Annotated in this window: 19 protein-coding genes; 14 read left to right on the forward strand and 5 right to left on the reverse strand. The window is 50.8% G+C overall.

All coding sequences use genetic code 11. The features are described from left to right. Window positions 1–1,370, reverse strand: a 1,370-nt coding sequence (locus HQ41_RS07045; RefSeq protein ID WP_369794238.1) for an IS5 family transposase, incomplete at its 3' end; no start/stop codon positions are given. Between the two features lie 886 nt (window positions 1,371–2,256). On the opposite strand from HQ41_RS07045, the gene dnaA reads away from it, so the two are divergent. The 5 genes from dnaA to HQ41_RS07070 all read left to right on the forward strand — a co-directional run bounded on the left by dnaA (window position 2,257) and on the right by HQ41_RS07070 (window position 8,319). Then, on the forward strand, window positions 2,257–3,639 hold the full coding sequence (gene dnaA / locus HQ41_RS07050) for a chromosomal replication initiator protein DnaA (protein ID WP_044189778.1): 1,383 nt from the start codon (window positions 2,257–2,259) through the stop codon (window positions 3,637–3,639). 253 nt (window positions 3,640–3,892) lie between these two features. Further along, window positions 3,893–5,434, forward strand: coding sequence for a GH3 auxin-responsive promoter family protein (locus HQ41_RS07055; protein ID WP_044189779.1), 1,542 nt, complete (start codon window positions 3,893–3,895; stop codon window positions 5,432–5,434). 15 nt (window positions 5,435–5,449) lie between these two features. Next, the gene (locus HQ41_RS07060; protein WP_052405340.1) at window positions 5,450–6,985 is read left to right on the forward strand and encodes an arylsulfatase; all 1,536 of its coding nucleotides are present in this window, start codon (window positions 5,450–5,452) and stop codon (window positions 6,983–6,985) included. Between the two features lie 18 nt (window positions 6,986–7,003). Then, complete coding sequence (locus tag HQ41_RS07065; protein ID WP_044189782.1) at window positions 7,004–7,990, forward strand: type I phosphomannose isomerase catalytic subunit; 987 nt, start codon at window positions 7,004–7,006, stop codon at window positions 7,988–7,990. Window positions 7,991–7,998: 8 nt separating this feature from the next. Next, entirely contained in the window at window positions 7,999–8,319 is a 321-nt protein-coding gene (locus tag HQ41_RS07070) for a MerR family transcriptional regulator (RefSeq protein ID WP_044189784.1), read from the forward strand. Between the two features lie 121 nt (window positions 8,320–8,440). On the opposite strand, the gene HQ41_RS07075 is transcribed toward HQ41_RS07070, so the two are convergent. From HQ41_RS07075 to HQ41_RS07085, 3 genes are all read right to left on the reverse strand, one after another. Then, window positions 8,441–9,997, reverse strand: a complete 1,557-nt coding sequence (locus tag HQ41_RS07075) for an L-lactate permease (protein ID WP_044189787.1) — start codon at window positions 9,995–9,997, stop codon at window positions 8,441–8,443. A gap of 273 nt (window positions 9,998–10,270) precedes the next feature. Further along, window positions 10,271–11,608: an NADP-specific glutamate dehydrogenase gene (gdhA, locus tag HQ41_RS07080; RefSeq protein WP_044189789.1), complete on the reverse strand. Its 1,338-nt coding sequence runs from the start codon at window positions 11,606–11,608 to the stop codon at window positions 10,271–10,273. 124 nt (window positions 11,609–11,732) lie between these two features. Beyond that, entirely contained in the window at window positions 11,733–12,935 is a 1,203-nt protein-coding gene (locus tag HQ41_RS07085) for an FtsX-like permease family protein (protein WP_044189870.1), read from the reverse strand. 1,098 nt (window positions 12,936–14,033) lie between these two features. On the opposite strand from HQ41_RS07085, the gene HQ41_RS07090 reads away from it, so the two are divergent. The 6 genes from HQ41_RS07090 to der all read left to right on the forward strand — a co-directional run bounded on the left by HQ41_RS07090 (window position 14,034) and on the right by der (window position 20,359). Continuing rightward, window positions 14,034–15,017 (forward strand): dihydroorotate dehydrogenase-like protein, encoded by a 984-nt coding sequence (locus tag HQ41_RS07090; protein WP_044189791.1) that lies wholly within the window; start codon window positions 14,034–14,036, stop codon window positions 15,015–15,017. A gap of 44 nt (window positions 15,018–15,061) precedes the next feature. Then, window positions 15,062–15,733 carry an OmpA family protein gene (locus tag HQ41_RS07095; RefSeq protein WP_044189794.1) on the forward strand — a complete coding sequence of 224 codons (672 nt, stop codon included), beginning with the start codon at window positions 15,062–15,064 and terminating at the stop codon, window positions 15,731–15,733. Window positions 15,734–15,852: 119 nt separating this feature from the next. Then, on the forward strand, window positions 15,853–16,815 hold the full coding sequence (locus tag HQ41_RS07100) for a DUF5106 domain-containing protein (protein ID WP_161780594.1): 963 nt from the start codon (window positions 15,853–15,855) through the stop codon (window positions 16,813–16,815). A 14-nt stretch (window positions 16,816–16,829) separates the two neighbouring features. Further along, window positions 16,830–17,963: an N-acetylglucosamine-6-phosphate deacetylase gene (gene nagA, locus HQ41_RS07105; RefSeq protein WP_052405342.1), complete on the forward strand. Its 1,134-nt coding sequence runs from the start codon at window positions 16,830–16,832 to the stop codon at window positions 17,961–17,963. Between the two features lie 150 nt (window positions 17,964–18,113). Continuing rightward, window positions 18,114–19,013, forward strand: a complete 900-nt coding sequence (gene era, locus HQ41_RS07110; RefSeq protein WP_044189800.1) for a GTPase Era — start codon at window positions 18,114–18,116, stop codon at window positions 19,011–19,013. Window positions 19,014–19,048: 35 nt separating this feature from the next. After that, the gene (der, locus tag HQ41_RS07115; RefSeq protein WP_044189801.1) at window positions 19,049–20,359 is read left to right on the forward strand and encodes a ribosome biogenesis GTPase Der; all 1,311 of its coding nucleotides are present in this window, start codon (window positions 19,049–19,051) and stop codon (window positions 20,357–20,359) included. 203 nt (window positions 20,360–20,562) lie between these two features. Here der and HQ41_RS07120 read toward each other — a convergent pair whose 3' ends face one another. Then, on the reverse strand, window positions 20,563–23,100 hold the full coding sequence (locus tag HQ41_RS07120) for a hypothetical protein (protein ID WP_044189805.1): 2,538 nt from the start codon (window positions 23,098–23,100) through the stop codon (window positions 20,563–20,565). Between the two features lie 828 nt (window positions 23,101–23,928). Here HQ41_RS07120 and pdxH point away from each other — a divergent pair. Genes pdxH through HQ41_RS07135 form a run of 3 tightly spaced genes read left to right on the forward strand, consistent with a single transcriptional unit; the run spans window position 23,929 to window position 26,731 of the window. Further along, window positions 23,929–24,576 carry a pyridoxamine 5'-phosphate oxidase gene (gene pdxH, locus HQ41_RS07125; protein ID WP_044189806.1) on the forward strand — a complete coding sequence of 216 codons (648 nt, stop codon included), beginning with the start codon at window positions 23,929–23,931 and terminating at the stop codon, window positions 24,574–24,576. Between the two features lie 40 nt (window positions 24,577–24,616). Then, window positions 24,617–25,057 (forward strand): DUF695 domain-containing protein, encoded by a 441-nt coding sequence (locus tag HQ41_RS07130; RefSeq protein WP_044189808.1) that lies wholly within the window; start codon window positions 24,617–24,619, stop codon window positions 25,055–25,057. A 24-nt stretch (window positions 25,058–25,081) separates the two neighbouring features. Continuing rightward, a complete protein-coding gene (locus HQ41_RS07135; RefSeq protein WP_052405343.1) occupies window positions 25,082–26,731 on the forward strand; it encodes a beta-N-acetylhexosaminidase in 1,650 nt (549 codons plus the stop codon). Window positions 26,732–26,736: the final 5 nt, after the last annotated feature.

A 26,736-nucleotide genomic window follows, 5' to 3' on the forward strand; every position in this document is an offset into this window, starting at 1 on the left:
AGCACAAGCAGCCCTGGCATACGTTTGAGATTGTACGCCATAGCTTCAAGGATATTCTGTGTATGCGTTCGTTCTAACCCTCGGTAGCGACAGCGTCCCCCCAAGAACCACCGACGAATACTGCCAAAGGTGCGCTCTATCAAGCACCTTGTCTTACTGATCACACGATTGAATGCCTTCTGACTCTCGTTAAGAGTCTTCCCACGAATAGCCTTGAGCATAATGCCATCCACCAAGCCANAGCACCTTGTCTTACTGATCACACGATTGAATGCCTTCTGACTCTCGTTAAGAGTCTTCCCACGAATAGCCTTGAGCATAATGCCATCCACCAAGCCACGACGAGCCAAGTACTCCGAATTGTTTTTGCTGCAATAGCCTTTGTCCGCTAGTACACTTACCCCTGATGACAACTCGGATTTCTCGATTAAGGCGGGCAAAGCAACCGTATCTGCACAATTAGCGGGGGTTGTAATGAGGGCTTCTACTAAACCTTGCTCATCGGTAAGCACGTGTTTCTTATACCCATATCGATAATGCTTGCCTTTGCGTACCCAACGAGCCTCTGCATCAACACCGGGCTTACCACTTCTGAGTTCATACTGATAAGCCTCCTCTTGAGCCAACGCATCCTGCGAGCGAGTATCCTCTCTATCCTCGGCCACTTCTATAACCACACTACCATCGGGAGCATAAGGGCTGTCTACAATACTGGCATCAACGATGGCGCCTTGGTCAATACGGCTAATGCCATGTTTCTTGAACTGCTTGTTCAGCTCTCGAAGGAGTTTATCCATAATCCCTAGACGCGTTAGCTCCGAGCGGAAACGGCTGATGGTGCTATGATCGGGAGAGGGATAGCCAAGGTCTAAGCCCAGGAATTCGCTGAAAAGCAGTGAGTCATTGATACGTTCCTCAACCTCATAATCNCTGATGGTGCTATGATCGGGAGAGGGATAGCCAAGGTCTAAGCCCAGGAATTCGCTGAAAAGCAGTGAGTCATTGATACGTTCCTCAACCTCATAATCGCTCAAACCATACCATGTCTCTAGCAAAAGAATCTTGAACATCAGCAAGGCATCGTAGGCAGGGTTGCCTACGGCATTCTGTGTCTTGGTGTACTTCTTGTTCAGCAGNTACCATGTCTCTAGCAAAAGAATCTTGAACATCAGCAAGGCATCGTAGGCAGGGTTGCCTACGGCATTCTGTGTCTTGGTGTACTTCTTGTTCAGCAGCGTGCGGATACCTCGCCAATCAACGCAAGCATTGATTTGGCGCAGAAAGGAGTGCTTCATGCGGTCGCGACGAACCTGAGTATATACTTGTAGGAAGCTCGGAGCTTGTTCGGTTGGTTTGGTTGCCATGTCGATACAGTTAATTACATATTAAAGATAGTAATAATCAGAGATATATACGACGTTTCTAACCGAAAACAGGCAAAATGCCGTGCAACGGTCTCATTATGGACAAATTGAAGGGAGGATCTCTCCAGATTGGTGGGCTAATTGTTTGAGATAGGTCCACTGATCCGAGAAGATTGATGGGGAGAAATACTGAGGAATGAGCCACGAGCATAATAACCGGCACACAAAATCCATCTAAACACATGGTTATCATTACATTAAAAACAAGGCTTTTTAGGCCACTATTTCCACCTCACTAGAGTTCAGATGCGCCAATAGACTCGGACGCCATACAGAGCCTGCTAGGGGACAAATATCCGATTTGCCATTTTGCACCCTAGCGGGCTATGAGCCCTAACCAAGCAATACGAACTTAATATAGAGTTGTAAATTTATGTCAAACCAAATTACGCCCATAGACTTCTGCTCAAGATAGCAGGATAAGAGCCTTGTAGGAAGCAATAGACAGTACTCTCTAGGCGACACTATGCACACCCTCAAGGCGTCCTCTGGGTGGTGTGGAAAGATTTTCTAGACGAATAGCGTAAGATGTTCATAAGTGGTCAATTAATCACGACCGTGCAATGTGCATAAATCTGTTGATAACCTGTGCGTACTCAACCTAATATTTGAACAACAACAACTTACGAAAAGTCTGTGCAGTGTGCATTAGTTGATATATATAAAGCACTGAAAACAAAAATGATATAATTAGATCGAAAAAAACAAGGCAAAAAAGGTTTTTTTCTTCCCGATTTATTGGACAACTTTGTAAGACGAAAAGAGTACAAAATGTGTGCTTCTTAGTCGCCTTTTTCATAGTCAAATAAATACTGCGCTACACGAAATATTTATGCTCGCACCAATCAAGTTTACCGAGGACGAGGTGGCATCGGCCCTAAGTCTTTGGAGCAAATGCCACGCCTTTCTGGTTTCGCTGCTGGACGAAACAGCAGTCAAAAACTGGATAGCCCCCATTGAGCCTTGCGGCATCAAGGGAGAGGAACTGACCCTCCGAGTGCCTACGGAGCACTTCGCTATATATCTCGAGGAGAACTTCGCCCGAGAGTTTAACCTCATGTTGCAGTCCTATGTAGGTGCCAACGCCATCTTGATTTTTGAGTATCGGAGCCAAACAGCCTCTCTACCTGAAACACCAGCGAGCAAGCAGGAAGAGATGCCAGCACGCAAGACTGAGAACTATGTGAGCTTCCTCAACGACGCCCTACGCTTCGAGACTTTCTACGAGAGCGAGTGCAATCGTGTGGCCCGTATGATCGCTCAAGGTGTAGCTGAGCGCCCCGGACAGGCTCCTCTAAATCTCCTATTTATATACGGCCCTAGCGGTGTGGGCAAGACTCACCTCTCGCAGGCTATCGGGCAGAAGGTACAGGAGCTACACCCAAGTATGCGTGTTTGCTATGTCTCTAGCGCCAAGTTTGAGGCTCAGTATGTCCACGATGCACGCTTCCGAGAGCGAGGCTCGTTCATCGAGTTCTACCAGCAGATGGACGTACTGATCATAGACGACATACAGGGGCTCGTGGGTAAGGAGAAAACCCAGCAGGCTTTTTTCGAGATTTTCAACCACCTATATCTGCTCAACAAGCAGATCGTCCTGACGGCGGATATCCCTCCCGTGGAGTTTAGAGGCATCGAGAATCGCATCTTCACCCGCATACAGAGTTCGGTGATGATCCCACTAGAGCGCCCCGACATTGAGCTCAGACGCAAGATATTGCGTAGCAAAGTGGCGGAGAGTGGCGTGCAGCTAGGCGACGAGATCGTCGAGTTCATCGCAGAGAATATGCAAAACAATGTACGTGAGCTAGACGGTGCGATCAAGACGCTTGTGATCCGTGCGCAGATGAGCCAGAGAGAGATCAACATGAGCGATGCTCGTCAGGTAGTCTGTACCTCAATCAATATGGAGAAGCCCGAGATCACGATGGACCGTATCCAGCAGATTGTGGCTCAGGAGTACAACATCGAGGTCGCTCAGCTACGTAGCAGCACACGACGAGCAGACATCGCTCTACCACGACAGATCGTGATGTATATGACCAAGAAGCACACCGATCACTCCTACAACGCCATTGCCGAGCGTCTGGGGCGCAAAAACCATACGACCGTCATGCACGGGGTCAAGGCCGTAGGCGATAGAATGAGCGTGGACGAGGGCTTTAGGCAAACGATGACCCAGCTAGAGAGCTTGCTCACACAGCCAGCACTCTAGCACGGATACTAGCCTACAATATACGAGCCCTGCAATAGCCTCCGAGGAGCTATCGCAGGGCTTCTGTATTGGGGCCGATTATCTTGCCAGTGGCGAGCCCTTTGCTGGTACTGGTATTAAGTCGTAACTTTATGCCTCATACTAAGAGGTTAAGTAGATTTTACTGCCTACTCACTGAGCTTATCTAGCCTACCCAGCTCTATCAGCCTAGGCGCATAAGCAGAGAGATAGGACACAGATACAAACGATATTTATGGATCTGAAAACTAAGCTGGTCTATCAGTGGGCCAAGATGCGCATACGAGCCATCGAGAGTTATCGGGATAATGCTAGAGAGATACAACTCAAGCAGCTGAAACGTCTATTGGGTAGACTAGAGCGCACAGAGTTTGGTCGTCGCCATGCGCTCACACGCAACTGTAGCTACCACGACTTCGCTAGCCGTACCCCTGTGCAGAGCTACGAGGAGGTCAAGGCCGATGTGGAGCGTATGATCCGCGGCGAACGTGATATCCTAATCCCCGGCTCATGTCGCTGGTACGCCAAAAGCAGTGGTACCACCAACGACAAGAGCAAATACATTCCCGTACCTTACACGCATCTACATGACTGCCACTATCGAGGCGGAGGCGATGCCCTCTGGCTCTATCTACGCAATTACCCCGACAGCCGATTCTTCTCCACCAAAGGCCTTGTCCTCGGTGGTAGCCACGCTCCCATAGACCTCGGGAGCAATAGCTCGGCGGGGGATCTGAGTGCTATCCTCGTACAGCATATGCCTGCTCTTGGGGCGCTGATGCGTGTACCCAGCACCAAAACGCTACTTATGGACGAGTGGGGGGCTAAGATGAAAGCGATCGTGCGAGAGGTCGCTTCGGCCAAGGTTGGGAGCCTATCGGGTGTACCCTCATGGATGATGGTCATGCTCAAGGAGGTGCTAGACTATACAGGTGCGGACAACATCAGCGAGGTATGGCCTTCGCTCGAGGTTTTCTTCCACGGTGGAATCAGCTTCGAGCCCTACCGTGAGGCCTACCAAGAGCTCATTCCCTCGACGACAATGCGCTACGAAGAGACCTACAACGCCAGCGAAGGCTTCGTAGCCATACAAGACGATCCAAGCCAGCGAGGGATGCTCTTGATGCTCGACTACGGCACCTTCTACGAGTTTGTCCCCGTTGAGGCGATCGACGAGAGCGCAGACCCAATCTGCGACCCCACAGCCCCTATACCACTGTGGGAGGTTGAGCCGGGCAAGAACTACGCTATCCTCATGAGTACTCTAGGAGGTCTCTATCGCTATCTCATTGGCGACACCGTGCAGTTCACAAGCATCAACCCCTACCGCATCATCATCACTGGGAGGACGAAGCACTTTATCAATGCCTTCGGTGAGGAACTCATGGTGGCTAATGCGGATCGGGCCATAGCTAGAGCCTCATACGAGACCAAATCTAAGGTGGCCGAATACACAGCGGCACCACATTTCTTCCATGACGAGGGGAAGGGACGCCACGATTGGCTGATTGAGTTCTCCACTCCTCCTGCGGATATCGACACTTTCGCACGTGTCCTCGACGAGGAACTCCAGAAACTTAACTCCGACTACGAAGCCAAGCGCTATATGGATATGACCCTCAAGCCCCTAGCTCTACAAGTCGCCCCTAGCGGCCTCTTCCATCGCTGGCTAGACGAGAAGGGCAAGCTCGGCGGGCAACACAAGATCCCACGCCTTGCCAATAGCCGCAAACATCTAGACGAGCTTCTCGGTATGATATCCCAAACAAACGCCTAGAAATTTTCGCAATCTATGCAGGACGGACTCAAATATAGCCTGCTCGCCCTAGCCGCCCCGCTAGCCCTAGGAGCACAGAGCGCAGGCGACAGACCCAACGTGATCCTCATCTATGCCGACGACCTCGGCTATGGTGACTTGTCGTGCTATGGCGCCCAAGCCGTCAGTACGCCCAACGTAGACCGTCTAGCCAATAGTGGTATCCGCTTCGACAATGCGTATGCCGCTGCAGCTACAAGCACCCCGTCTAGATATGCTATGCTCACGGGTGAGTATGCATGGCGCAGAGCCGGGACGGACGTCGCAGCAGGAGATGCAGCCATGATCATCAAACCAGAGCAATACACCTTAGCCGATCTATTCTCCGAGGCTGGATACAAGACCGCAGTAGTAGGGAAGTGGCATCTAGGACTTGGCGAGGAGAGTGGCAGACAGGACTGGAATGCGCCTCTCAAACGTCACACCAAGGACATCGGCTTCGACTATAGCTACATCATGGCAGCCACTGCCGACCGCGTCCCTTGCGTTTTCATCGAGCAAGGGCAAGTGGCAAACTACGACCCCACGGCTCCAATCTCGGTGAGCTACGCCAAGCCTTTCGAGAACGAACCACTAGGACGAGATCGCCCAGACCTGCTCTACAACCTCAAACACAGCCACGGGCATGATATGGCCATAGTCAATGGCATCGGTCGCATCGGCTATATGAAAGGTGGAGGCAAAGCCCTCTGGCGTGACGAAGACATCGCCGACTCGATCGCGACAAAAGCCGTCGAGTTCATTGAACGCAACCAGAGCGAGCCTTTCTTCCTCTACTTGGCGACCAACGATGTGCATGTACCTCGCTTCCCTCATCCTCGCTTCCGAGGCAAGAGCCCGATGGGGCTACGTGGCGAGGCAATCATGCAGTTCGACTACACAGTAGGGCAGGTGCTCCAGACTCTAGACAGACTTGGACTGACGGAGAATACACTCATTATCCTCTCGAGCGACAATGGAGCTGTGATTGACGATGGCTATGCCGATAGTGCCGAAGAGCTCCTCCGCGAGCACAAGCCCTCAGGACACTCTCGCAGCTACAAGTACAGTGCATTCGAGGGGGGAGCACGCATTCCTGCTCTAGTACATTGGCCTAAGCAAATCCAGCAACCCAGCGTAAGCCATGAGGTAGTAAGCCAAATCGACTGGATCGCCTCACTCGCCAAACTAGTAGGGAGCACCCTCCCCGAGGGAGCAGCCCCCGATAGCCGAGATGCTCTACAAGCATGGCTTGCAGGAGATGCAACCGAGCCTCTGTACATCATCACTCAGGCGGCCAACAAAACCCTAGCTATCCGCCTAGGCGACTGGAAGTATATCCAGCCCAAAGGTGGCCCCAAGATGATCCCATGGGGACCTGAGATAGAAACGGGCAATAGCGATGTAGACCAACTCTACAACTTGGCCGAGGATCTCGGCGAAGCCAACAATGTAGCCGAGCAGCACCCCGAAATCGTGGCTAAGCTCAAGGCTATACTAAAAAGCGAACAAGCTAAAACGAAGACAGAATAAAAACTAATAAACGACACAATGAATTTAACTAGATTGTATCCTCTGACCTTTGAGCCACTGCTCAAGGAAGTGATTTGGGGCGGCCAAGACATTCGCCCCTTCAAAGGCCTTGAGCCTAATAACGACAAGGTAGGCGAGAGCTGGGAAATCTCCCATGTAGACGACAACTACTCGGTGGTGGACGCAGGAGCACTCAAGGGCAAAAATCTCGATGAGCTCATCAAGACCTACGGCGCTCGTCTAGTGGGCGACCGTGTGCAGAAGCGATTCGGAGAGCGCTTCCCTCTGCTTATCAAGTTCATCGATGCTCAGGATAACCTATCCATTCAAGTGCACCCCGATGATAAGCTCGGTATGGCACGCCACAATTCGTTTGGCAAGACAGAGATGTGGTACGTGGTCAAGGCTTCGCCTACGGCTAAGCTATTCAGTGGCTTTAGCCAGCAGTCCTCTCCCGAGGACTATGTGGAGCGCATCAAAAATAGCTCTATCATGGAGGTTATGAAGGAGTATAAGGTCGCCGAGGGAGATGTCTTCTTCTTGCCTGCTGGGCGTGTGCATGCTATTGGGGCAGGTTGCTTCGTAGCGGAAATTCAGCAAACGAGCAACATTACCTACCGCATCTACGACTACGACCGCACAGATGCCGCAGGCAACAAGCGTGAGCTACACACCGAGCTAGCCAAAGATGCGATCGACTATACCCTACACGAGGACTATCGCACCTCCTACCAGCCCAAGCCCAATGAAGCGAACCCCATCGTCAGCTGTGAGTACTTCAAAACCAACCTACTCGAGCTAGATCAGCCCCTACAACGTGACTGGTCGGCTCTCGATAGCTTCGTCATCTACATTGTGATGTCTGGTAAGCTAACTCTAACGGACGATGCAGGCCACACGCTAGAGCTACACCAAGGACAAAGCGTACTTGTACCAGCCGAGGCTACGGGCATCCAGCTAGAGCCTCATGGTACTTGCAAGCTCATGGAAACCTATACCCCCTAACCCATCAGATGGCTAAGGTCTTCTATCATGTGCGAGAGGTTGCTCAGATCTTGGGCGAACCAGCCTCGACGCTCAAGCACTGGGAGCGAGAGTTTCCCCATGTCAAGCCCAAGTATTCGGCTGGTGGGACAAGGCGCTACGTACAGAAGGATATAGATGACCTCAAGCTCATCAAACATCTTATTCGGGATAAGGGACTCACCATACCCGGTGCAAGGGAGGCGCTAAGCAATCGTCGTGACGAACTAGAACGGCGAGCCGACATCCTCGCTCGACTCAAGGACTGTGCTATTCGTCTGCGTGAACTACACGCCAAGCTGGTGGACTAAACTATTCTCCTCATAGCAATACATAACCAAGGGGGCTGGACAGAAACGTTATCTCTGTCCAGCCCCCTTGGTGTAATCACCGTCTTAACGAAAGTGCAAACCGCATGACTCCAGAGAGGAACTACAAGGCTAGATGCGAGAAGCAGTAGACGGTAAGCCCAGCGATCAAGACATAAACCAAGGCGTATGGGAGTGCCGAGCGCAAGATAGCTCCCTCCTGCCCCTGCTGATTGCACGAGGCCGTTGCGATGGCGATACTCTGAGGAGAAATAATCTTACCGCCCGTCGCTCCAGCCGTATTGGCTGCTGCGAGCCAAGCCTTATCCATACCAATCTGCCCTGCTACATCGGCCTGCAACTTACCAAAGAGAATGTTGGACGAGGTGTCACTACCAGTGGCAAACGTGCCAATAGCACCGACAAGAGGTGCGAAGAGTGGGTAGAGTGCGCTAGTAGCTTCGGCTAAAGCATTGGCAATACAGAGAATCATACCACTATGACTCATCACAGAGCTCATGGCCACAAGGCTAATGATGGTCACTGCAGAGGCTTGTAGTTTAACAACCGTCTGACCTAGGATAGCGAATAGACGCCCTGCTCTAACGCCCTGAATAAGTCCTCCAATAAAAGCACCAAGGAAAAGCATCAACCCTGCGTTGGAGAGCCAACCGAAGTTGAAAGTCTTGCCCTCTGCGTAGATAGGCAAATGGATCTTGGACACCAATGTCGTCTTGAGGGACTCACTAATAGGGCCAGAGAGTGGACTAGCCAATACAATGAATAGGAGGATAAAGCCGTAGACAGCCCACGCCTTAGCTAGTTCTTGGGTCGTGTATTTGGGAGCATCGGCCTTCTTCCCTTCTTTAACCTTGGCATAGATTACCAAGAAAATGATACAGGCGATGCTTCCTATGATGGCTGGTGTTTCTGCACCAATCCAATACGCTGCTGCAAACTGAGTAGCCAGAGAGATAGCTCCCACGGCTAGGGTCAGCAGAATGTTGGGAATAATGTACTTGCGACTTGTATCCGTCAAGAAAAGAATCACAAATGGGATCATAAACATCAGCACGGAGAGCTGTAGGACGACGTCGCCAGCGACAATGCGGATTACATCGGCTGGCACATCGGACCCCATAGCCTCCTTGGCCAGTGTGATGACAGGCACCCCAACTGCTCCGAAGCCCGTGGCTACACTATTGGCAATGAGTGATACAAGGGCCGAAAATCCCGGTTTGAAACCTAGACCAATAAGGATAGCCGCTGGGATAGCGACCGCCGTCCCGAAGCCGGCCATACCCTCGAGTAGCCCCCCGAAGCCCCATACGATCAGGAGCACTTGAATGCGCTTGTCGCTAGAGATACTTGTAAACTGCTGCTTGATCACCTCGATTTGCTTGCTCTCGAGCAAGACATTGTAGCTGTAAATCGCCATCATAATGATGATCAGGATAGGGAAAATCGCCTTGAGTGCCCCCTCGACGAAAGCCCACCAGACGTAGACCGCTCCGAAACCCTCGGGTAGTGCACCGAAGCCGTCCATGGAGGGCACTGCAAAAATGGCGATAACCACCGCCGCCAATAGTGCACACAGAGCACTGCGGTCACCTCGCATCTTGAAGCCTATCATCAATACAATGAGCAGAGCAATAGGCAATAGAGAAAGAATGATACTCATAACTTAATGTGAATTAATTATGATGAAACTATAAAACTAGCACCGTACAGCAACACATTTATAAAGCCAAGCGACAGAAATCAATCAAATAAAATAAGATAAAGCTCATTAACCGAGGACTAAGTTAATAATTTATTTCTCTCTTAGTGTATTTTCATAGTGCAATTAATCTGATTTTGAGGGACAAAGCGATAACGAAAACAAAAGCGGTGCGACCCCCTCGGGGATACCGCACCGCAAGTTATAATCTTAGTTAGAAAAATATGGCCTGTCCTATACGACGCCCTGCTGTACCATTGCATTGGCTACCTTGAGGAAGCCAGCGATGTTGGCACCCTTAACGTAGTTGATGTAGCCTTCTTCACGACCATACTTCACACACTGCTCGTGAATGTCGTTCATGATCTGGTGTAGCTTGGCATCTACTTCTTCGTTTGTCCAGCCTAGGTGCATCGCATTCTGTGTCATTTCTAGACCAGAGGTTGCTACACCACCTGCGTTCACAGCCTTACCGGGACCGAAGATGATCTTATGCTCTACATAGTACTCGGCTGCCTCGGCTGTACAACCCATGTTGGACGTTTCGGCCACGAGGATCACTCCGTTCTTGTGGAGCATACGGGCATCGTCTTCGTTCATCTCGTTTTGAGTAGCACATGGCATAGCGATGTCTACCTTCTGCTCCCAAGGCTTCTTGCCGGGGAAGAACTGAGCATGTGGGAAGCGCTTCACGTAGTCTGCTACCACATCATTGCCGCTAGAGCGCAGGTCGAGTAGGCACTGGAACTTCTCTTCCGTGTTGATCCCCTCTGGGTCGTACACATATCCGTCTGGGCCGGATACAGTCACCACCTTAGCTCCAAGCTCGGTAGCCTTCTTAGCCACACCCCAAGCTACGTTACCGAAGCCTGAGATAGCCACGGTCTTGCCCTTGAGCTCTAAACCATTGGCACGACACATGTGATCTACGAAATAAACGGCACCATAACCGGTGGACTCTGGGCGCAGACGAGAACCGCCAAACTCCATACCCTTACCAGTGAAAGTACCAGTGTGCTCATTGGCTAGCTTCTTGTACATACCGTACATATAGGCTACCTCACGACCTCCTACACCGATGTCGCCTGCTGGCACGTCGGTATCTGGGCCTACATGGCGCCATAGCTCAGCCATGAAGCTCTGGCAGAAGCGCATGATTTCTCTGTCGCTGCGACCACGAGGAGAGAAGTCCGAACCTCCCTTGCCACCACCCATAGGCAGTGTAGTAAGAGCGTTCTTGAAAGTCTGCTCGAAGCCGAGGAACTTCAAGATTGATAGATTAACTGTGTGGTGGAAGCGGATACCGCCCTTGTATGGGCCGATAGCGTTGTTGAACTGCACACGGTAGCCGATGTTTACATGCACCTTACCTGCATCATCGATCCATGGTACTCTGAAGGTGATCACTCGGTCTGGCTCCACAAGGCGCTCGATGATGGCCTCGCGCTCAAACTCTGGATGCTGGTTGTACACTTCCTCTACTGAGAGGAGAACTTCCTTGACAGCCTGGAGAAATTCCTTTTCACCGGGATGCTTAGCCTCTAGGGCTGCTAAAATTTCCGTTGATTTCATAGAAACACTGATAGTCTTAATGTGATCTAATCCGTGAATTTGCTTGAATGTTTCTGAGGCAAATATAGATAGTTATTTCTATATATAAGTCTAAAACAGAGAAATTTTTTAAGCCTCTAGGATATCAAGAACGCTTTTTCTTAAAGAAGAAACTAGGCACCATAGATATAACACAAGAGATAAGGGTAGTACACAAGAGGATAAGTAAAATATCGGAAGCCTGAATGTCGATAGGGAATGGCATCGTAAGTAAACCCTGCCCTGCCTCGATGAGCTCAAATCGCTCCTGTAGCCAGCTCAAGATTAGCCCAAGTGTGACACCCACAAACGATCCAAGCAGCGAAATCAGGACGCCAGCGAGCGCAAAAATACGCCCCTCCATACGGGACGTCATACCGAGAGCACGCAGCGTCTGTAGATCGGCACGCTTCTCTAGGATAAGCATCGCCAAACCACTAGCTAAGTTAAAGGCCGCCAAAAGAAGAATGAACGTCATGATCAAAAAAACCATCAGCTTCTCCATACGGATCAGAAAAGTAAGCTCAGGGTGCTGCTCAGCCCTATCAAGCAAATGGTACTTACCTACTAGACGTTCCGCTAGGCGCTGCTTCCCCTCGGTTGGTGGGACGCCACGAGCCAGCCGAAGCGCCACAGCCGTAGCTATGTGCTCCTGATAGGCCAGCAGGTCGTGCATGACCGAGATATCGACATAGCCCTGACGATCGAACTCTTCGTCCACAGGGCGCATAATACCCGTGACCACGAGCTCTGTCGAGCGGAAGGCTGTGCCGGGAGCAAGCGGATTGATGAGCCCCTGCCTACGAGGAAAGTAGAGCCGAGCGTCCTGCTGAGACATCGGGCTAATCCCCTCGGAGGCTAAGGCCATACCTACAAGTATTTCGGGGGTTGAGGAGCCTTGCTTGGGAAGTCGCCCCTCGAGTAGCAGGCTATCCCCACCAACTACCTGCCAGTACTCTGGAGCTACCCCTACCACATCGACCATTTGCTCCGTAGCTAAGTGTCGTATAACGCCTTTTGCCCGCAACATAGGGCTATAGCTAGCCACTAGGTCACTCTCTAGAGCCGTGAGGAGCGTTGGCTCTCGCATATCGAGAGTAGCGCCTTGCTGTGGTGTGATGAGCAACTCGGGGGCAGCAGCCCCAGTGGTTTGGAGTATGAGCTTGACATAACCATTATATACGGAGAGTGCTACAACGAGAGCCATAGACACTACCGCAATGGCTACGGCAGAGATCCCCGAAACCCAATTGACCGCCCCCATACGAGAGGGGCTAAAGAGATAGCGCAGTGCAAAAAAACTAGTCAAACCCATCTTACAATCTAAATCACTTAATTGGCCTCTACCTGCACGGAACGAGGCACACGAATTTAAGACAAAAAACCGAAAGCCCGATCGGCCAATGCTCTGTATACACCCGAGCAGAGTAGCCGAGTAACATATTTCCCCAAAACACCCCTCACATCACTAGATATAGAGCCTACTCTAGAGGCAATTATGCGCTACACGGCATCTAGACAATAGGCATACCAACACGGGACGGGGCGACACTCCTAGAGTTATACATTCATTAACGTTTATGGATGCCGATCAAATGATTTGCAGGCCTTGGAACGAGAGAAGGGAGAACGGCGTATTTACCCCCTAGAAGGCTCTAGATGAGGTTTGCCCTCGTTTGGGTACTTACCCCTAGCCGAATAAAAACAATCGCCTAAAACGTCCCGACCGTAAAATGCTGATTTAAAAATATATACATCAGTAAATCGGCAAAGATTCTCCGAAAACGAAGCATTTTTGAGGTTTTCTTCCCATCAACCTCGCAAGATTGGTGGACACATCTGAGAGGATTAGCCCACCAATCCCAACAAGTCTTCCCATCAATCCTCTAAGCTCGACGCAACAACCTTTAGGAAATACCCACCCATTAGCCCAAATTCCTCAGCAACTCCTTAACACTCTTTAACTAAAAAGTAGAAGAATGAACGCTCATAGCCTTGGACCGATGAGGAGCTGTATACAGCGCTACCCCAATAGAAATAACGAAAAAGATGAGAAGATGATAGGCAAGCTATGACAGAAGAGGTATCGCCTGCCCACATAGCGCTATGGTTGAGAGCACAGACAACACACAAATACAACGAGAGGCTCCCCCATCTAGAACAAGGTGCTACGAGCCTCATACGGAGAGATAGAATCTACCACCCAACGAGGAACCGTAGCCTTCGCTACTAAAAGAGAGCCCCCCGTGTAACTCTTAATAAAAAAGCTATGGATATACAAATTTTAATACTAACTTTGTTCCGATAAACCGACAAGTAAGCAAGTTATGGCCTCGTAGGCGAGCGTATAGCCCTTGAGGCATACGAACGCATCGAACCAGAAACTTAATAACATATATACACTGTCATGGCAGACATCAGTACATCATTTGTAGGGCTACATCTACAGAGCCCTATCATCATTGGGAGCTCAGGGCTGACTCGCAACCTCGACAAAGTGAAAGCATTCGCCAACGCAGGTGCTGGCGCTGTGATTCTTAAATCCCTATTCGAGGAGCAGATCGAGGCCGAAGCCCAATCAATGGAGCAGCACAATGACTACACCGAAGCCTCCGAATACATCGCTCACTATGTGCGCGCCGAGGAGGTAGGTCGATACCTAGAGCAGATTAGCCACTACAAACGTGAACTCAATATCCCCGTCATCGCCAGCATCAACTGCCTTAGAGCCGATAGCTGGGTAGACTTCGCCACACGTATTCAAGAGGCTGGAGCAGATGCTCTCGAGGTAAACATCATGCGTCTAGAAACAGACCTATACTTCGACCCTCTAGCCTCGGAGCAGAACTACTGCGACATCGTCAAGAGTCTACGCTCCAAGCTGAGTATCCCGATCATCGTTAAGCTATCTCGTTACCACACAGCCCTACCAGCACTAGTGGACAAGTTGCGTGCCTCGGGAGCCAATGCCGTAACGCTATTCAACCGCAGCTATCAGTCCGACATAGACCTCAACACCGAGGAGTTCCGTAGTGGCGACGTCTTTACCCATGTAGGCGACTTCACCGACACTCTACGCTTCACGGCTCTAGTGAGCTCGCTCGTCCCACAAGTGGAGATCAGCTCATCCACTGGGATATACACATGGCAGGAGGTCACCAAAAGTCTGCTGGCTGGGGCTAGCTCAGTACAAATGTGTACCGCCCTCTACAAGGAGGGGCCATCGGCTATCTCCAACGCCCTCGTCGCTCTAGGCATGTGGATGGACAAGCGTGGCTATAGAAGTGTAGACGAATTTAGGGCTAGACTAAACGGTTCGACCCCCGAAGATGTTAATGTCTTTGAGCGTATCCAGTTTATGAAGTACTTCGGCGGACGAGGCGACTCATAGACGATAAGATAACATATAAACTCAACTTAATAAGAAGAAAGAAGATGACTAAAAAAACAATCGCAGTGGCTCTGCTATCAGGGTCTTTCCTATTCACATCCTGCGGACTGAGCAACGCCATCAAGGGTGGTGGTATAGGCACAGCCGCTGGTGCTGCCCTAGGTGCTGGTATCGGTAACGTAGCTGGCAATACCGGTCTAGGCGCTGCTATCGGTGCAGTAGTGGGTGGTGCAGCAGGTGCCCTCATTGGCAACAAGATGGACCAGCAGAAGAAAGAGCTAGAGAAGGCCGTAGAGGGAGCCAAGATCGAGAGTGTCAATGACGGTCAGGCTATCCGAGTTACTTTCGATAGCGGTATCCTATTCGCCAGCAGTTCTGCCAATCTATCTCAGAAGTCTATCACATCACTCAAGGCCTTTGCAGAGAACGCCAAGGCTAATGGCTTGACCAATATCCAGATCATCGGCCACACCGACAATACTGGTAGCGACCGCATCAACGACCCTCTATCGGTCAATCGTGCCAAGAGCGTGTACAACTACCTAGTAGGTCAGGGGGTAGATGCCAAGCGTATGAGCTTCGTAGGCAAGGGTAGCCACGAGCCTATCGCAGACAACAGCACTGCCGAGGGACGTAAGGAGAACCGCCGTGTAGAAGTGTATATCCTACCTAGCCAAGAGATGATCGAGGCTGCACAGAACGGCACGCTCAAGTAGCATTCGTCCTGCCCAGCTGTACGGCCGGATAGCTCCAGTCGTTACCCAACGATACAATTAAGAGGGTGTGCCGATAGACAACTTCGACACACCCTCTTGCTTTATTGATGCCCACCAAGATGATTAGATCTCCCCTAGCCTACCTCTACGCCCTAGTGGGGGCGCTGGCTTGCCTATCCTGCGCCACTCGCTCGGCGGAGCAGAGCACAGCCTCCACGACCGACACGCTCGCTCCCCTCGTGCGTCACCCCGAGGAACCAGAGCCTCTAGAGCGCCCCACGCCGCCACTCCACTTACAGAGACCAGAGCAGAAAGCTCGGTATATGCTCGATCACTTTTGGGACAAGATGGACTTCGCCGATACGACCCTCATACGGCACCCGGCTATGGAGTTTGCCTTCGCCGACTACTGCGGTTTGCTCACGAGCTTCTCCGCCGATGAAGTTGAGGGCGCTCTACTTCGCCCTCTCGAGAAGAGCGAGGGCAGCATGCTCCTCTTTGTCCTCTCGATGTACCGCACCCTACTCTACGAGGCAGCCTCCCCGATTATGTCGGAGGCACACTACCGCACGATACTCAAATGGGCTATTCGATCGCCCAAGGTAGCAGCGGCGTATCAGGAGCAGGCTAGGCTTATTCTGGAGCTCCTTGACAAGAATAGTGTCGGCTCTCAGGCCACAGACTTCATCTATACGACCACAGAGGGGACGCAGCGGCACCTCAAGCATCAAAAAGCAGCTCGGACGCTCCTCGTTTTCGCCACACCCGACTGCCCAACGTGTAGCCACTGGCTAGAGCAGCTAGAGCAGGTACCTATCATCGCCGAGAGCATCGGGGCCGGTCGCTTGGGCGTACTGGTCATCTATCTACAGAGCTCTGAGGAGCAGTTTATGCAGGCGACCTCCAACCTACCTAGCCACTACGAAGCGGGCTACGACGCCGAGGACAAGATAATGTCTGCCCAGCTATACGACATCAAAGCTAGCCCGACGATTTATTTACTCGAGCGTGGCGGCAAGGTTCTACTCAAAGATGCAACAAGGGAGCGCATCATACAACATTTACTAGATTACCCGAACTAAAAACTTAAGACATAGTGGCCAATCGCATACTCATTAAGAATGCTCGGCTCATCAGCGATGGGCAGGAGCTCTCTGCTAGCAGTCTAGTCGTCGCCAATGGACACATCTGCTCGGTAGGAGCCGACAAGACCGCCGAGTACGAACAAGTGATAGACCTAGAGGGGCATATCCTCACACCGGGACTCATCGACATACAGATCAATGGCGGCTACACCAGATACTTCTCTCTCACTCCCGATGCCGAGACAATAGCCGAGGTTACAGAGGCCTGTCTAGAGCACGCAACGCCTTACTTCTACATCACGCTGATCTCCTCACCCGTGCAGACAATCTTCACAGCGATCGATGCTGTACGAGCAGCAATGCAGACCAACCCTCATATATTGGGCATGCATCTAGAGGGGCCTTTCCTCAATCCAATTCGTAAGGGAGCCCACAATGCACAAGTCATCTGCTCTCCCACACTAGATACGCTAAGGGAGCTAATCGAGTATGGGCGTGGCGTTATCCGCATGATTACGCTCGCCCCCGAGATGTGGTCGCCCGAGGCTATCGACCTAATCCTAGAATCTGGCATACAAATCTCCCTTGGGCACTCGGATGCGACCTACGAGGAGGCCATGACTCTATTTGATAGAGGCGTGCATATCGTCACGCATCTCTACAATGCTATGTCGGCCTTCACGCACCGTTCGCCCGGTCTAGTGGGCGCTTCGCTCGAGCACCCAGAGGTCTACACACCCGTAATTCTAGACGGCAGACATTGTCACCCAGCTGCAGCTCGCTTGGCTTACAAGCTCAAGGGCGAGCAGTTCATCTTGCTCACCGATGCCGCTGTGCTGGGTAGACGAATGAAAGAAATGGCTTGGGAAGGGCTATATGCGATCCTCACGCCGGAGGGCTATTACGTCAATCCCGACGGCAACCTAGCAGGCTCGGCTATCTCTATGCCCGAGGCTGTGAGCAATGCAATGAGCTACCTAGGCGTAACATTTGCCGAAGCTATTGATATGGGGACTAGACGTGTAGCACGAGCCATCGGTATGCAGGACAAGCTAGGCCGCTTGGCCGAGGGCTACCAAGCGGCATTCTCGGTATTCGCCCCCGATCTATCCTCTAGCCATTCCCTAAGCCTCCTCTCTCAGTAGACTTCTCTCGTGGAGGGGGGCTCACTGTGTACTATACGGCCCGAGGGGCAATGCTACTGGATTTGCGTATCTTTGTAGCAGAAATGTATCTCTACGAGTGCTATCCGAGTTGATAGCTCGGGAACTCGTACTTCACCGCAATTAGTTTTTATGACAGAAATAGCAGCCACGCACCGCTCGGGCTTCGTCAATATAGTAGGCAACCCCAATGTTGGCAAATCGACACTGATGAACCTACTCGTAGGCGAGCGCGTGTCCATCATCACCAGCAAGGCTCAGACTACACGCCACCGCATTTTGGGCATCGTCAATGCGCCCGAGATGCAGATCGTCTATAGTGACACACCGGGTGTCCTAAGGCCCAACTACAAGCTCCAGCAGAGTATGCTTGAGTTTAGCGAGTCTGCCCTTGGCGATGCAGATGTACTTCTCTATGTGACCGACACGGTAGAGTCGGCAGAGAAGAACGAGGAGTTCCTCGCCCGAGTACGCAGCGTGAGCTGTCCGCTTATCGTGGTGATTAACAAACTCGATTTGAGCAATGAGACAGAGCTAGAGAAGCTCGTAGAGCTCTGGCACGAGCGTCTGCCACAGGCGGAGATTGTGCCTATATCGGCGCTCAACCGCTTCAATGTAGAGCCTCTGCGCAAGCGCATTGAGAGCCTAATCCCTCTCTCGCCTCCTTACTTCGACAAAGATGCTCTCACCGACCGCCCCGCACGCTTCTTCGTCACGGAAATGATCCGGGAGAAGATCCTGCTGTACTATCAGAAGGAGATCCCGTACGCCGTGGAGGTCGTCGTAGAGCAATTCAAAGAAGAAGCCGAGCGGATACATATCCAGTGCCTCATCATCACCGAGAGAGAAAGCCAGAAGGGCATCATTATCGGCCCCAAGGGCATAGCGCTCAAGCGAGTCGGCACGATGGCACGTAAGGATATGGAGCGGTTCTTCAACAAAAAAGTCTTCCTCGAGATCTTCGTCAAGGTCGAGAAAGACTGGCGCAACCGAGATAATCTACTGCGCCGCTATGGTTATCAACTAGATTAGTCCGAGAGGATATAACATTTTTATAAGCAACGAATATGAGTAATTTAGTCGCAATAGTCGGACGCCCCAACGTGGGCAAGTCTACCCTTTTCAATCGTCTAACGCAGTCCCGCCAAGCCATCGTAAACGAGGAGGCTGGCACGACAAGAGATCGGCAGTATGGTCGTGTACTGTGGCTCGACAAGGAGTTCTCTATCGTCGATACTGGCGGCTGGGTCGTTGGTAGTGAGGACGTCTTCGAGGAGGAAATCAATAAGCAAGTGGAGGTAGCCATGCAGGAGGCAGACGTGATTCTCTTCGTCGTGGACGTGGAGAATGGCACGACTGACCTCGACGATGAAGTCGCCTCTAAGCTCCGCCGCACCAAGAAGCCAGTGCTGCTTGTAGCGAATAAGGCCGACAACTTCGACCAACACTACGCTGCAGCCGAGTTCTATAGCTTCGGTCTAGGCGACCCAATTTGCATCTCTGCCATCAATGGTAGCGGCACGGGCGACCTGCTCGACGAGATCGTCAAGGCACTGCCCGAGGATACAGAGGCAGAGGAAGAGTTCGATTGCCCACGTATTGCCATCGTCGGCAGACCCAATGCAGGCAAAAGCTCGCTCGTGAACGCCTTCATCGGAGAGGAACGCAACATCGTTACCGACCGAGCTGGCACGACACGTGACTCGATCTATACGCACTACGACAAGTTCGGCATGAACTTCTACCTCGTCGATACCGCAGGTATCCGCAAGCGTGGTAAGGTAAACGAAGATCTCGAGTACTACTCGGTCATTCGCTCGATACGAGCCATTGAGAATAGCGACGTATGTATCTTGATGCTCGATGCCACTCGAGGCATCGAGAGCCAAGACCTCAATATCTTCTCCCTCATACAGAAGAATAGCAAGGGCTTGGTAGTTTGCGTCAATAAATGGGATCTGGTCGAGGACAAGAGCCAGAAAGTCATCAAGACCTTCGAGGACGCTATTTGCTCTCGCTTGGCTCCCTTCACAGACTTCCCAATTATTTTTATCTCAGCTCTGACCAAGCAGCGCATCTTCAAGGTACTCGAGACAGTACAGGAGGTTTACCAGCGTCGAAGTACACGTATCCCTACGAGCAAGCTCAACGAGGTAATGCTCCCCATCATCGAGGCGACACCTCCTCCCGCCACCAAGGGCAAATACATCAAGATTAAGTATGTGATGCAGCTCCCTACGGCAGTGCCTAGCTTTGCTTTCTTCTGCAACTTGCCTCAATGGGTCAAGGAGCCTTATCGCCGCTTCCTTGAGAACCGCATTCGTGAGAACTGGAACTTCAGCGGCACGCCTATCAACATCTTCATTCGAGAGAAGTAACGGCCTCGTCTCACGACAGAACGAACCAATCCCCTCCTCCACCTCTCAATTTCACGAGGCAGAGGAGGGGATTTTCGTATATCCGGCCCCACAGCATGACTGGATACCTGCGCCAACTGCACACTGCCGCTGTTCCAAAATCATAGGGGTACGACCAAAATAAACTGGCCACACCCCTATGGTTTATCAATGATTAAGCTAGACTACTTGCTCCAGCTCTTCTTATAGTTATTGGCATCATACTTCTGGGTGTACTGACGTTGCTCCGCTACCCCCAACGTGGCATGATTAATGTAGTGCGAGCGATTGAGGTACTGAGGATTGGTCAGGTACGACTGGTTGAAGACCAAAGGAGGACTTAGCTTAAGCACATGCTTACGCTCGTGTTTAACACCCTTCACATTCTGACGAATAGACTGATTCATGCCATATCGCTTATGGATCTTGTAGGCCTGCCACGCAGACCAAGGGCCATCCACAATCACATTCATATTATTGACAACTGGATTCCTAGGCAAGCGCACCAAGATAGGAACGTCCAAATCATGATAGTCATTCGTCGCACCATCAGGGTCGTAAGTATATCTAGCCGATGGCTCCTTGACCTTCGCATTATTTAGGGCAATAACGTACTTGCAGTATCCTTGGCTCGCAGCCGTCTGAACTCTAGAGAAAACATAGGGAGCTCCATGCTTCCATGTATCTTGACTTAGCTCTGTCCGATTCATGGGCAGCCTGCTATCTGTATATCTACTAGAGAGGATAATAGCGGTCTGATCGGGGCCGAGCATATTGGGGCCACCGTCCGATACTCGTCTACTATTTGGGACACAGCTGGCCAAGCCTCTGCGCAAGGTAGAGTATCCTTCCTGTACGTAGTCCCTACCTACCGTATTAACGTCTAGCTTCTTTACCGAAAGTGCTTTCCTAGGATCTGCAACATTGGGGTCTCGATGAATGTAGGTTAGTAGCATCATTTTTGAGGGACGCCATTTAGGAGAAAAACCATCGGTCCCCTTAATGCTACCATCATTGGGATCTCTAATGATACCCCAGCCATCAAGAGGCTGAACAAGAGCATAACCAAGGCGACCACCTCTCGTGGCAATAGTATTTTGATGCCACTTGACAGGTGCAATGCTTTGATTGTGAATACCAAAGGCAGAGAAGCTCTCACCCGAGCCAGACTTAGCACTGAAGAGCTCGTCTACGGGGTCGTGATTATTGGGCTCCTGCCAAACCTTGATCCCCCCCTGCTGAATTTTGGGGAACACACGAGCGCTGATCATTTCGTAAGCCCCATCGGTAGTGCTACCCTTAGGGTGCGCCAAACGAATAAGACCATAATTGGAGAGGTCAATGTCACTACGGGTAGGGTTATAGATCTCAACAACGCTAAAGCCTTTCTCTCCTCCCTGCCCATAAAGTAGACTAGGATCATCTGCTGGGTGCGTATAGTACTCCGATATCATGAGGTCGGAGGTTACTTTCGCAGGTATCACGTAGGTCTTACCCATATCATACTTATGGGCAATGGGGAGAAGCTGCTTACGGTACCCGTAGAGCGGGTCATTGTTGTTGCGATAGTTCTTATTCGTTTCGTTAGGCAGCTCTGTCTGATCTGCGGGAATCTCCGAATAAGTATCATAGCTATCGACTGCTTGAGTCTTCATCTTGCCAGTACTCTCATCTATACTTATGAGGCGCTGACCAATACCCGGCATAATCTCAATCGGCACATAGACACGAGTTGCTTTACCTGCCTGATTGTGATTCTTGCGAGGATAAGTCCACTTATAGACACTACGACTAGAACCTCCGGGGAGCATAGCCAACTTACCTCCGTTGATAGGTGCACAAACGATGGAGTCACTAATAGGAGTTTCCGTAATTCTAGGCTTAGCACCGTCTGTAAGATCTTCGAGCGTGAGCGTCCCATCGGGCTTCTCGTATCTAGGAGGCGTGGACAAACCCATAAACTGTGTTCCCTCTAGACGGACTTCCTTGATAGGTACATTCTCGATAAGATCGCTGAGAATATCAACACGAAGCAGCACACCATCTGGGGTAAAGGATAGATTCTTCTGTCGGCCAAACAGCGGATCATGGCCTGCTATTCGAGTTTCTAACTTCGTCCAAGGAGCCACAAGGGGAAGGTTGAAATCAATCTCCTTAGGTTGATTCTCATCGACCACATAGGTTGTGCTAGAGTCATTCCAGTTTGGATAGCTTGTATCGCCATAAACAGCACTGACGTACCAGTCACTGCTCTTAAAAGATTGACTATGCCCCACAAGCTTAACCTTACCAGAGTAGTAAATCTTGTAAGGACATTTGGGATCCTTCGTTTCCTTAATCATGGGCTTTACGTCCAGCATTGTCAAGCAAACGAACTTCTGCTGCACACCTTGTACTATGAATATGCGCAGATTCTTAGGGTTGTTGATCTCGGCTTGTGAGAACTTGAAGTTGATAGGCTTCTTAGTGGACTTGGTGATAGTAGACAGATAGCGAGCCTCCTCCTTATCTGATGTTTTGGGAGCGGTAAGCTCCACATCAAGGTTGGCATCTCCCTCAAGAGCAATCTCAATCTCCTGCTCCCACTGCCCCTCCAGTTTCTGCTCACTCTGCGTAGAGTTTACATCCTCCTTCGGTATAATATCATCTTTTTTGCAGCCAGCGAGCGACAGTGTAGATGCGACTACCAGACAAACGAATATCGAGTTAAATTTCTGTTTCATCTTTGATTTTTCCGTTAAAGGCGTATCAGCGACATAGCTTTATGGCGATACACACTAGAGCAAAATGTGAATAGTAGTTTTGGTAACTTAATAGTCATCGGTTACGATGATATCCTCTCCGTCTTCCCATCCCTTGACGCACCCCTCTATCGAAAGGCTCTCCAATAGATTTATTCCACATTTGGACAATGCAATCTCATCTACGACTGGGCTTCTGTAGAACTCCTTTTCCCCAGAAAAAGACATGCTTAGGCGACACATACTTTTTACCTCAAATTTATATTTATGTTACTAATAATAAGTGTTGCACCGATCTTCATCACACTCCCTAGGAGCAGCCAGTAGCCATCCTCCCTATCAATTCCTTAGCACAAGGAAAAAGCTGGTCGCTTACATTAGCTTTTTGGCTTTCACTCTACAGATATGATAGTTTCCACCTCCATAGCATTCAAAAAACCAATATCTGTGCTCCAGCTCTCCCTACGGATCTGCACTGAGTTAGTAGTAAGGTTACTTAAATAAGTGCAAAAATCTGGAACAAAAGTACAACACAAGATAATCTACAACGTGTAACAAATGTTACAACCCTTAGGCTACACTTAGCAAACCCATCATTTTGTGAAATACTGTACAACGAACATAATATTCAGATATATAGCACATTGAAACACAAAATTAACAGATAAAAATAAATAATATTGTACATCATTTATAAGGGATTTTCTTCTAATTTTTACAAATTAACAACAGAAAATACATGAGGATACCAACCGACAGCTACTTTTCTTACCTTTGTTTCGCAACAAATCATCACAAATAAGCACATTCATGGGAGATCTCCATTTAGAAAATATCCGGCGCGAATACAGCAGTCGCCAGCTTGGGCGGAAAGATCTGCCCACCTCGCCAATTGACTTACTCAATCAGTGGCTACAAGAAGCCATTGAGCTCAAGGTAAATGAGCCAACAGCTATGATTATTGGTACGGCAACCATGGAGGCACGCCCGAGCATACGCACGGTATTGGTCAAGGAAGTTTTGGATGGGAAGCTTATCTTTTACAGCAATTATAAAAGCCGAAAAGGCCGGCAGATAGAGCAAAACCCACAGGTGGCTGCCACATTTCTTTGGCACGAACTAGAGCGGCAAATCCACGTAGAGGGGCGAGTAGAGCGACTATCCGAGGCCGAGAGTGACGCTTACTTCGGTATGCGCCCCTACAAAAGCCGAATAGGCGCACGCATCTCACCACAGAGCCAACCTATTCCCTCTAGAGAGTATATCATGGCCCTATTCGCCGCCGAGAGTCTGCGCTATGTGGGCCGCCATATCCCTCGCCCCGACCATTGGGGCGGCTGGGCAATCACGCCCGAACGTATCGAGTTCTGGCAGGGGCGAGATAGCCGTCTGCACGATCGCTTTGTCTACACTCGGCAAGCTGATGGCTCGTGGAGTATAGAGCGTGTGGCGCCGTAGCCTCCTCCCTAAATTAATCAACCTCAATAGACAAACTAGAATGAAACTAACCGACAACTGGTTTACCGCTCTAAGTGAGTCGGAGCAGGGGCAACTTGTCTTCGTCACTGGGCGCAAAGACCTCCAGCAGTTTAGAGCCACGGGCTCGCTCAAGATAAGGGCAGAGATCGCTTGGCCCTACCAAGCCGATGCAGAGGGAATGCCCAACGAGCACGACGCCGCACTGATCGCTGAAATCGAGCCCAAGCTACGCCGCATCATGGAGCGGGACAAGCTAGCTATTCTCACTGGCAACTACACTGGCGGAGGTGTGAAGTACTGGGTATTCTATACGAGACATCTCCCCACATTTGGCCAGAGGCTCAACGAATGTCTTGCCGAATACGAAAAACTGCCCCTAGAGATACACTGCGAGGAAGATTCAGACTGGGAGGAATACACCGATATGCTCTCCATGGAACATACAGAAAGCGAAGACTAACACCCCTAAAACCTAAGCACCCAAATGGCCAAGGCACTAAATCTAAAAGGATACGTAGTCATAGCCCTTACATTTTGGCTACTCTGGTCAGGGCAACTGAGCGCCAAGCCGGCACTCATTCCCTATCCCAATAGTCTAAGAGCTACGCAGGGATACCTCACTCTACCCAAGCGTGTAGGGGTAGAAGCCCAAGGGACAAAACTCCAGTTCGCCAAAAATACGCTACAAACAATGCTCTCTGATCTCTGTCGCCTAGAGATATCTGAGGGAGGTCGTACGGATATTAGGCTAAAACTTACAACCAACTGGCAAGCATCGACAGAGGCGTATAAGCTGACGATCAACCAAAGTGGGATCCTCATTGAGGGCGGGGCTCCACAAGGTATCTATTATGGTCTGATGACCCTACGCCAGATCCTCCTCTCTGCCCAGCAGCACAGCCATGGCATCAAGCTATCTTATATACAAATAGAGGATACACCTAGGTATCGGGTACGTGCGCTGATGCTGGATCCAGCAAGGCACTTCCTCCCCGTGGACGCTGTAAAGCAGTATATAGAGCGAATGTCGTACTACAAATTCAACACGCTACAGCTGCATCTAACCGATGACCAAGGCTGGCGACTGGCAGTAGATAAGTATCCCCGCCTAACCGAGGTAGGAGCCAAGCGCTCGAATAGCAAACGAATTGAGGAGAATGGCTACTACAGCGCCGAAGATCTGCGAGAGCTGATCACATACGCCGAGCAACGTGGCATAGAGATTATCCCAGAGATCGACGTGCCCGGCCATACAGCAGCCCTACTGACGGCATACCCAGAGCTACGAGGGGATATGCACCCAGACTCTACATTCGTGCTTGGACGCACGGACAACGTCATGCTATCGGCCACAACTCCCCGTGTGTATGAGGTACTAGATAATGTATTCTCCAGCCTTGCTCGTATCTTCCGCAAAGGTAGCAGGCTACATCTAGGTGGCGACGAATCGGCAATCAAACGCAACTGGGCCACTAGTGCAGAGCATCGACAGCTGATGCAGCAACTTGGCTATCGGTCCGCCGAGCAGCTAATGGGGTACTTCTTTGAGCGTGTGCTAGCCTCAGCCCGCAAGCACGGCTTCCGCCCGATGCTGTGGTGCGAGCTAGACGAGATACGCATGCCAGCCAGTCACTTCCTATTCGACTATCCCACCGATGTCGCCCTCGTTTCTTGGCGCATAGACCTAACGCCCAAATGTATCGAGCTGACGCAGCAGAGCGGACACGAGCTTATTCTAGCCCCGGGTGAGTCTGCCTACTTCGACTATCCTCAGTACGCAGGCGACCTGCCCGAGCACAACAACTGGGGCATGCCCATTACGACACTCAAGCAGGCCTATACTTGGGACTTGACCTCTGGGGTGACGGCCAAGGGCAACGCACATATCTCTGGGGTTATGGGGACGCTTTGGGGCGAAGCCATCAAGGATATTGACCGTGCCTACTACATGACTTACCCGAGAGCATTAGCTCTAGCCGAGGTTGGGTGGACAGAGCTGCCTCGTAGGCAGTGGACTCGCTTCGCCAAGGCTCTACCCACAGTGCTAGACGACTTGCTTCGCTCAGGGATCCCATATCGTGCACCATTTGAGCTCTACCGCACAGAAGGGCGACACCTAGACAAGGCGATGTAGCTAAG

Source organism: Porphyromonas sp. COT-290 OH860 (genome assembly GCF_000768935.1).
GTDB lineage: Bacteria > Bacteroidota > Bacteroidia > Bacteroidales > Porphyromonadaceae > Porphyromonas.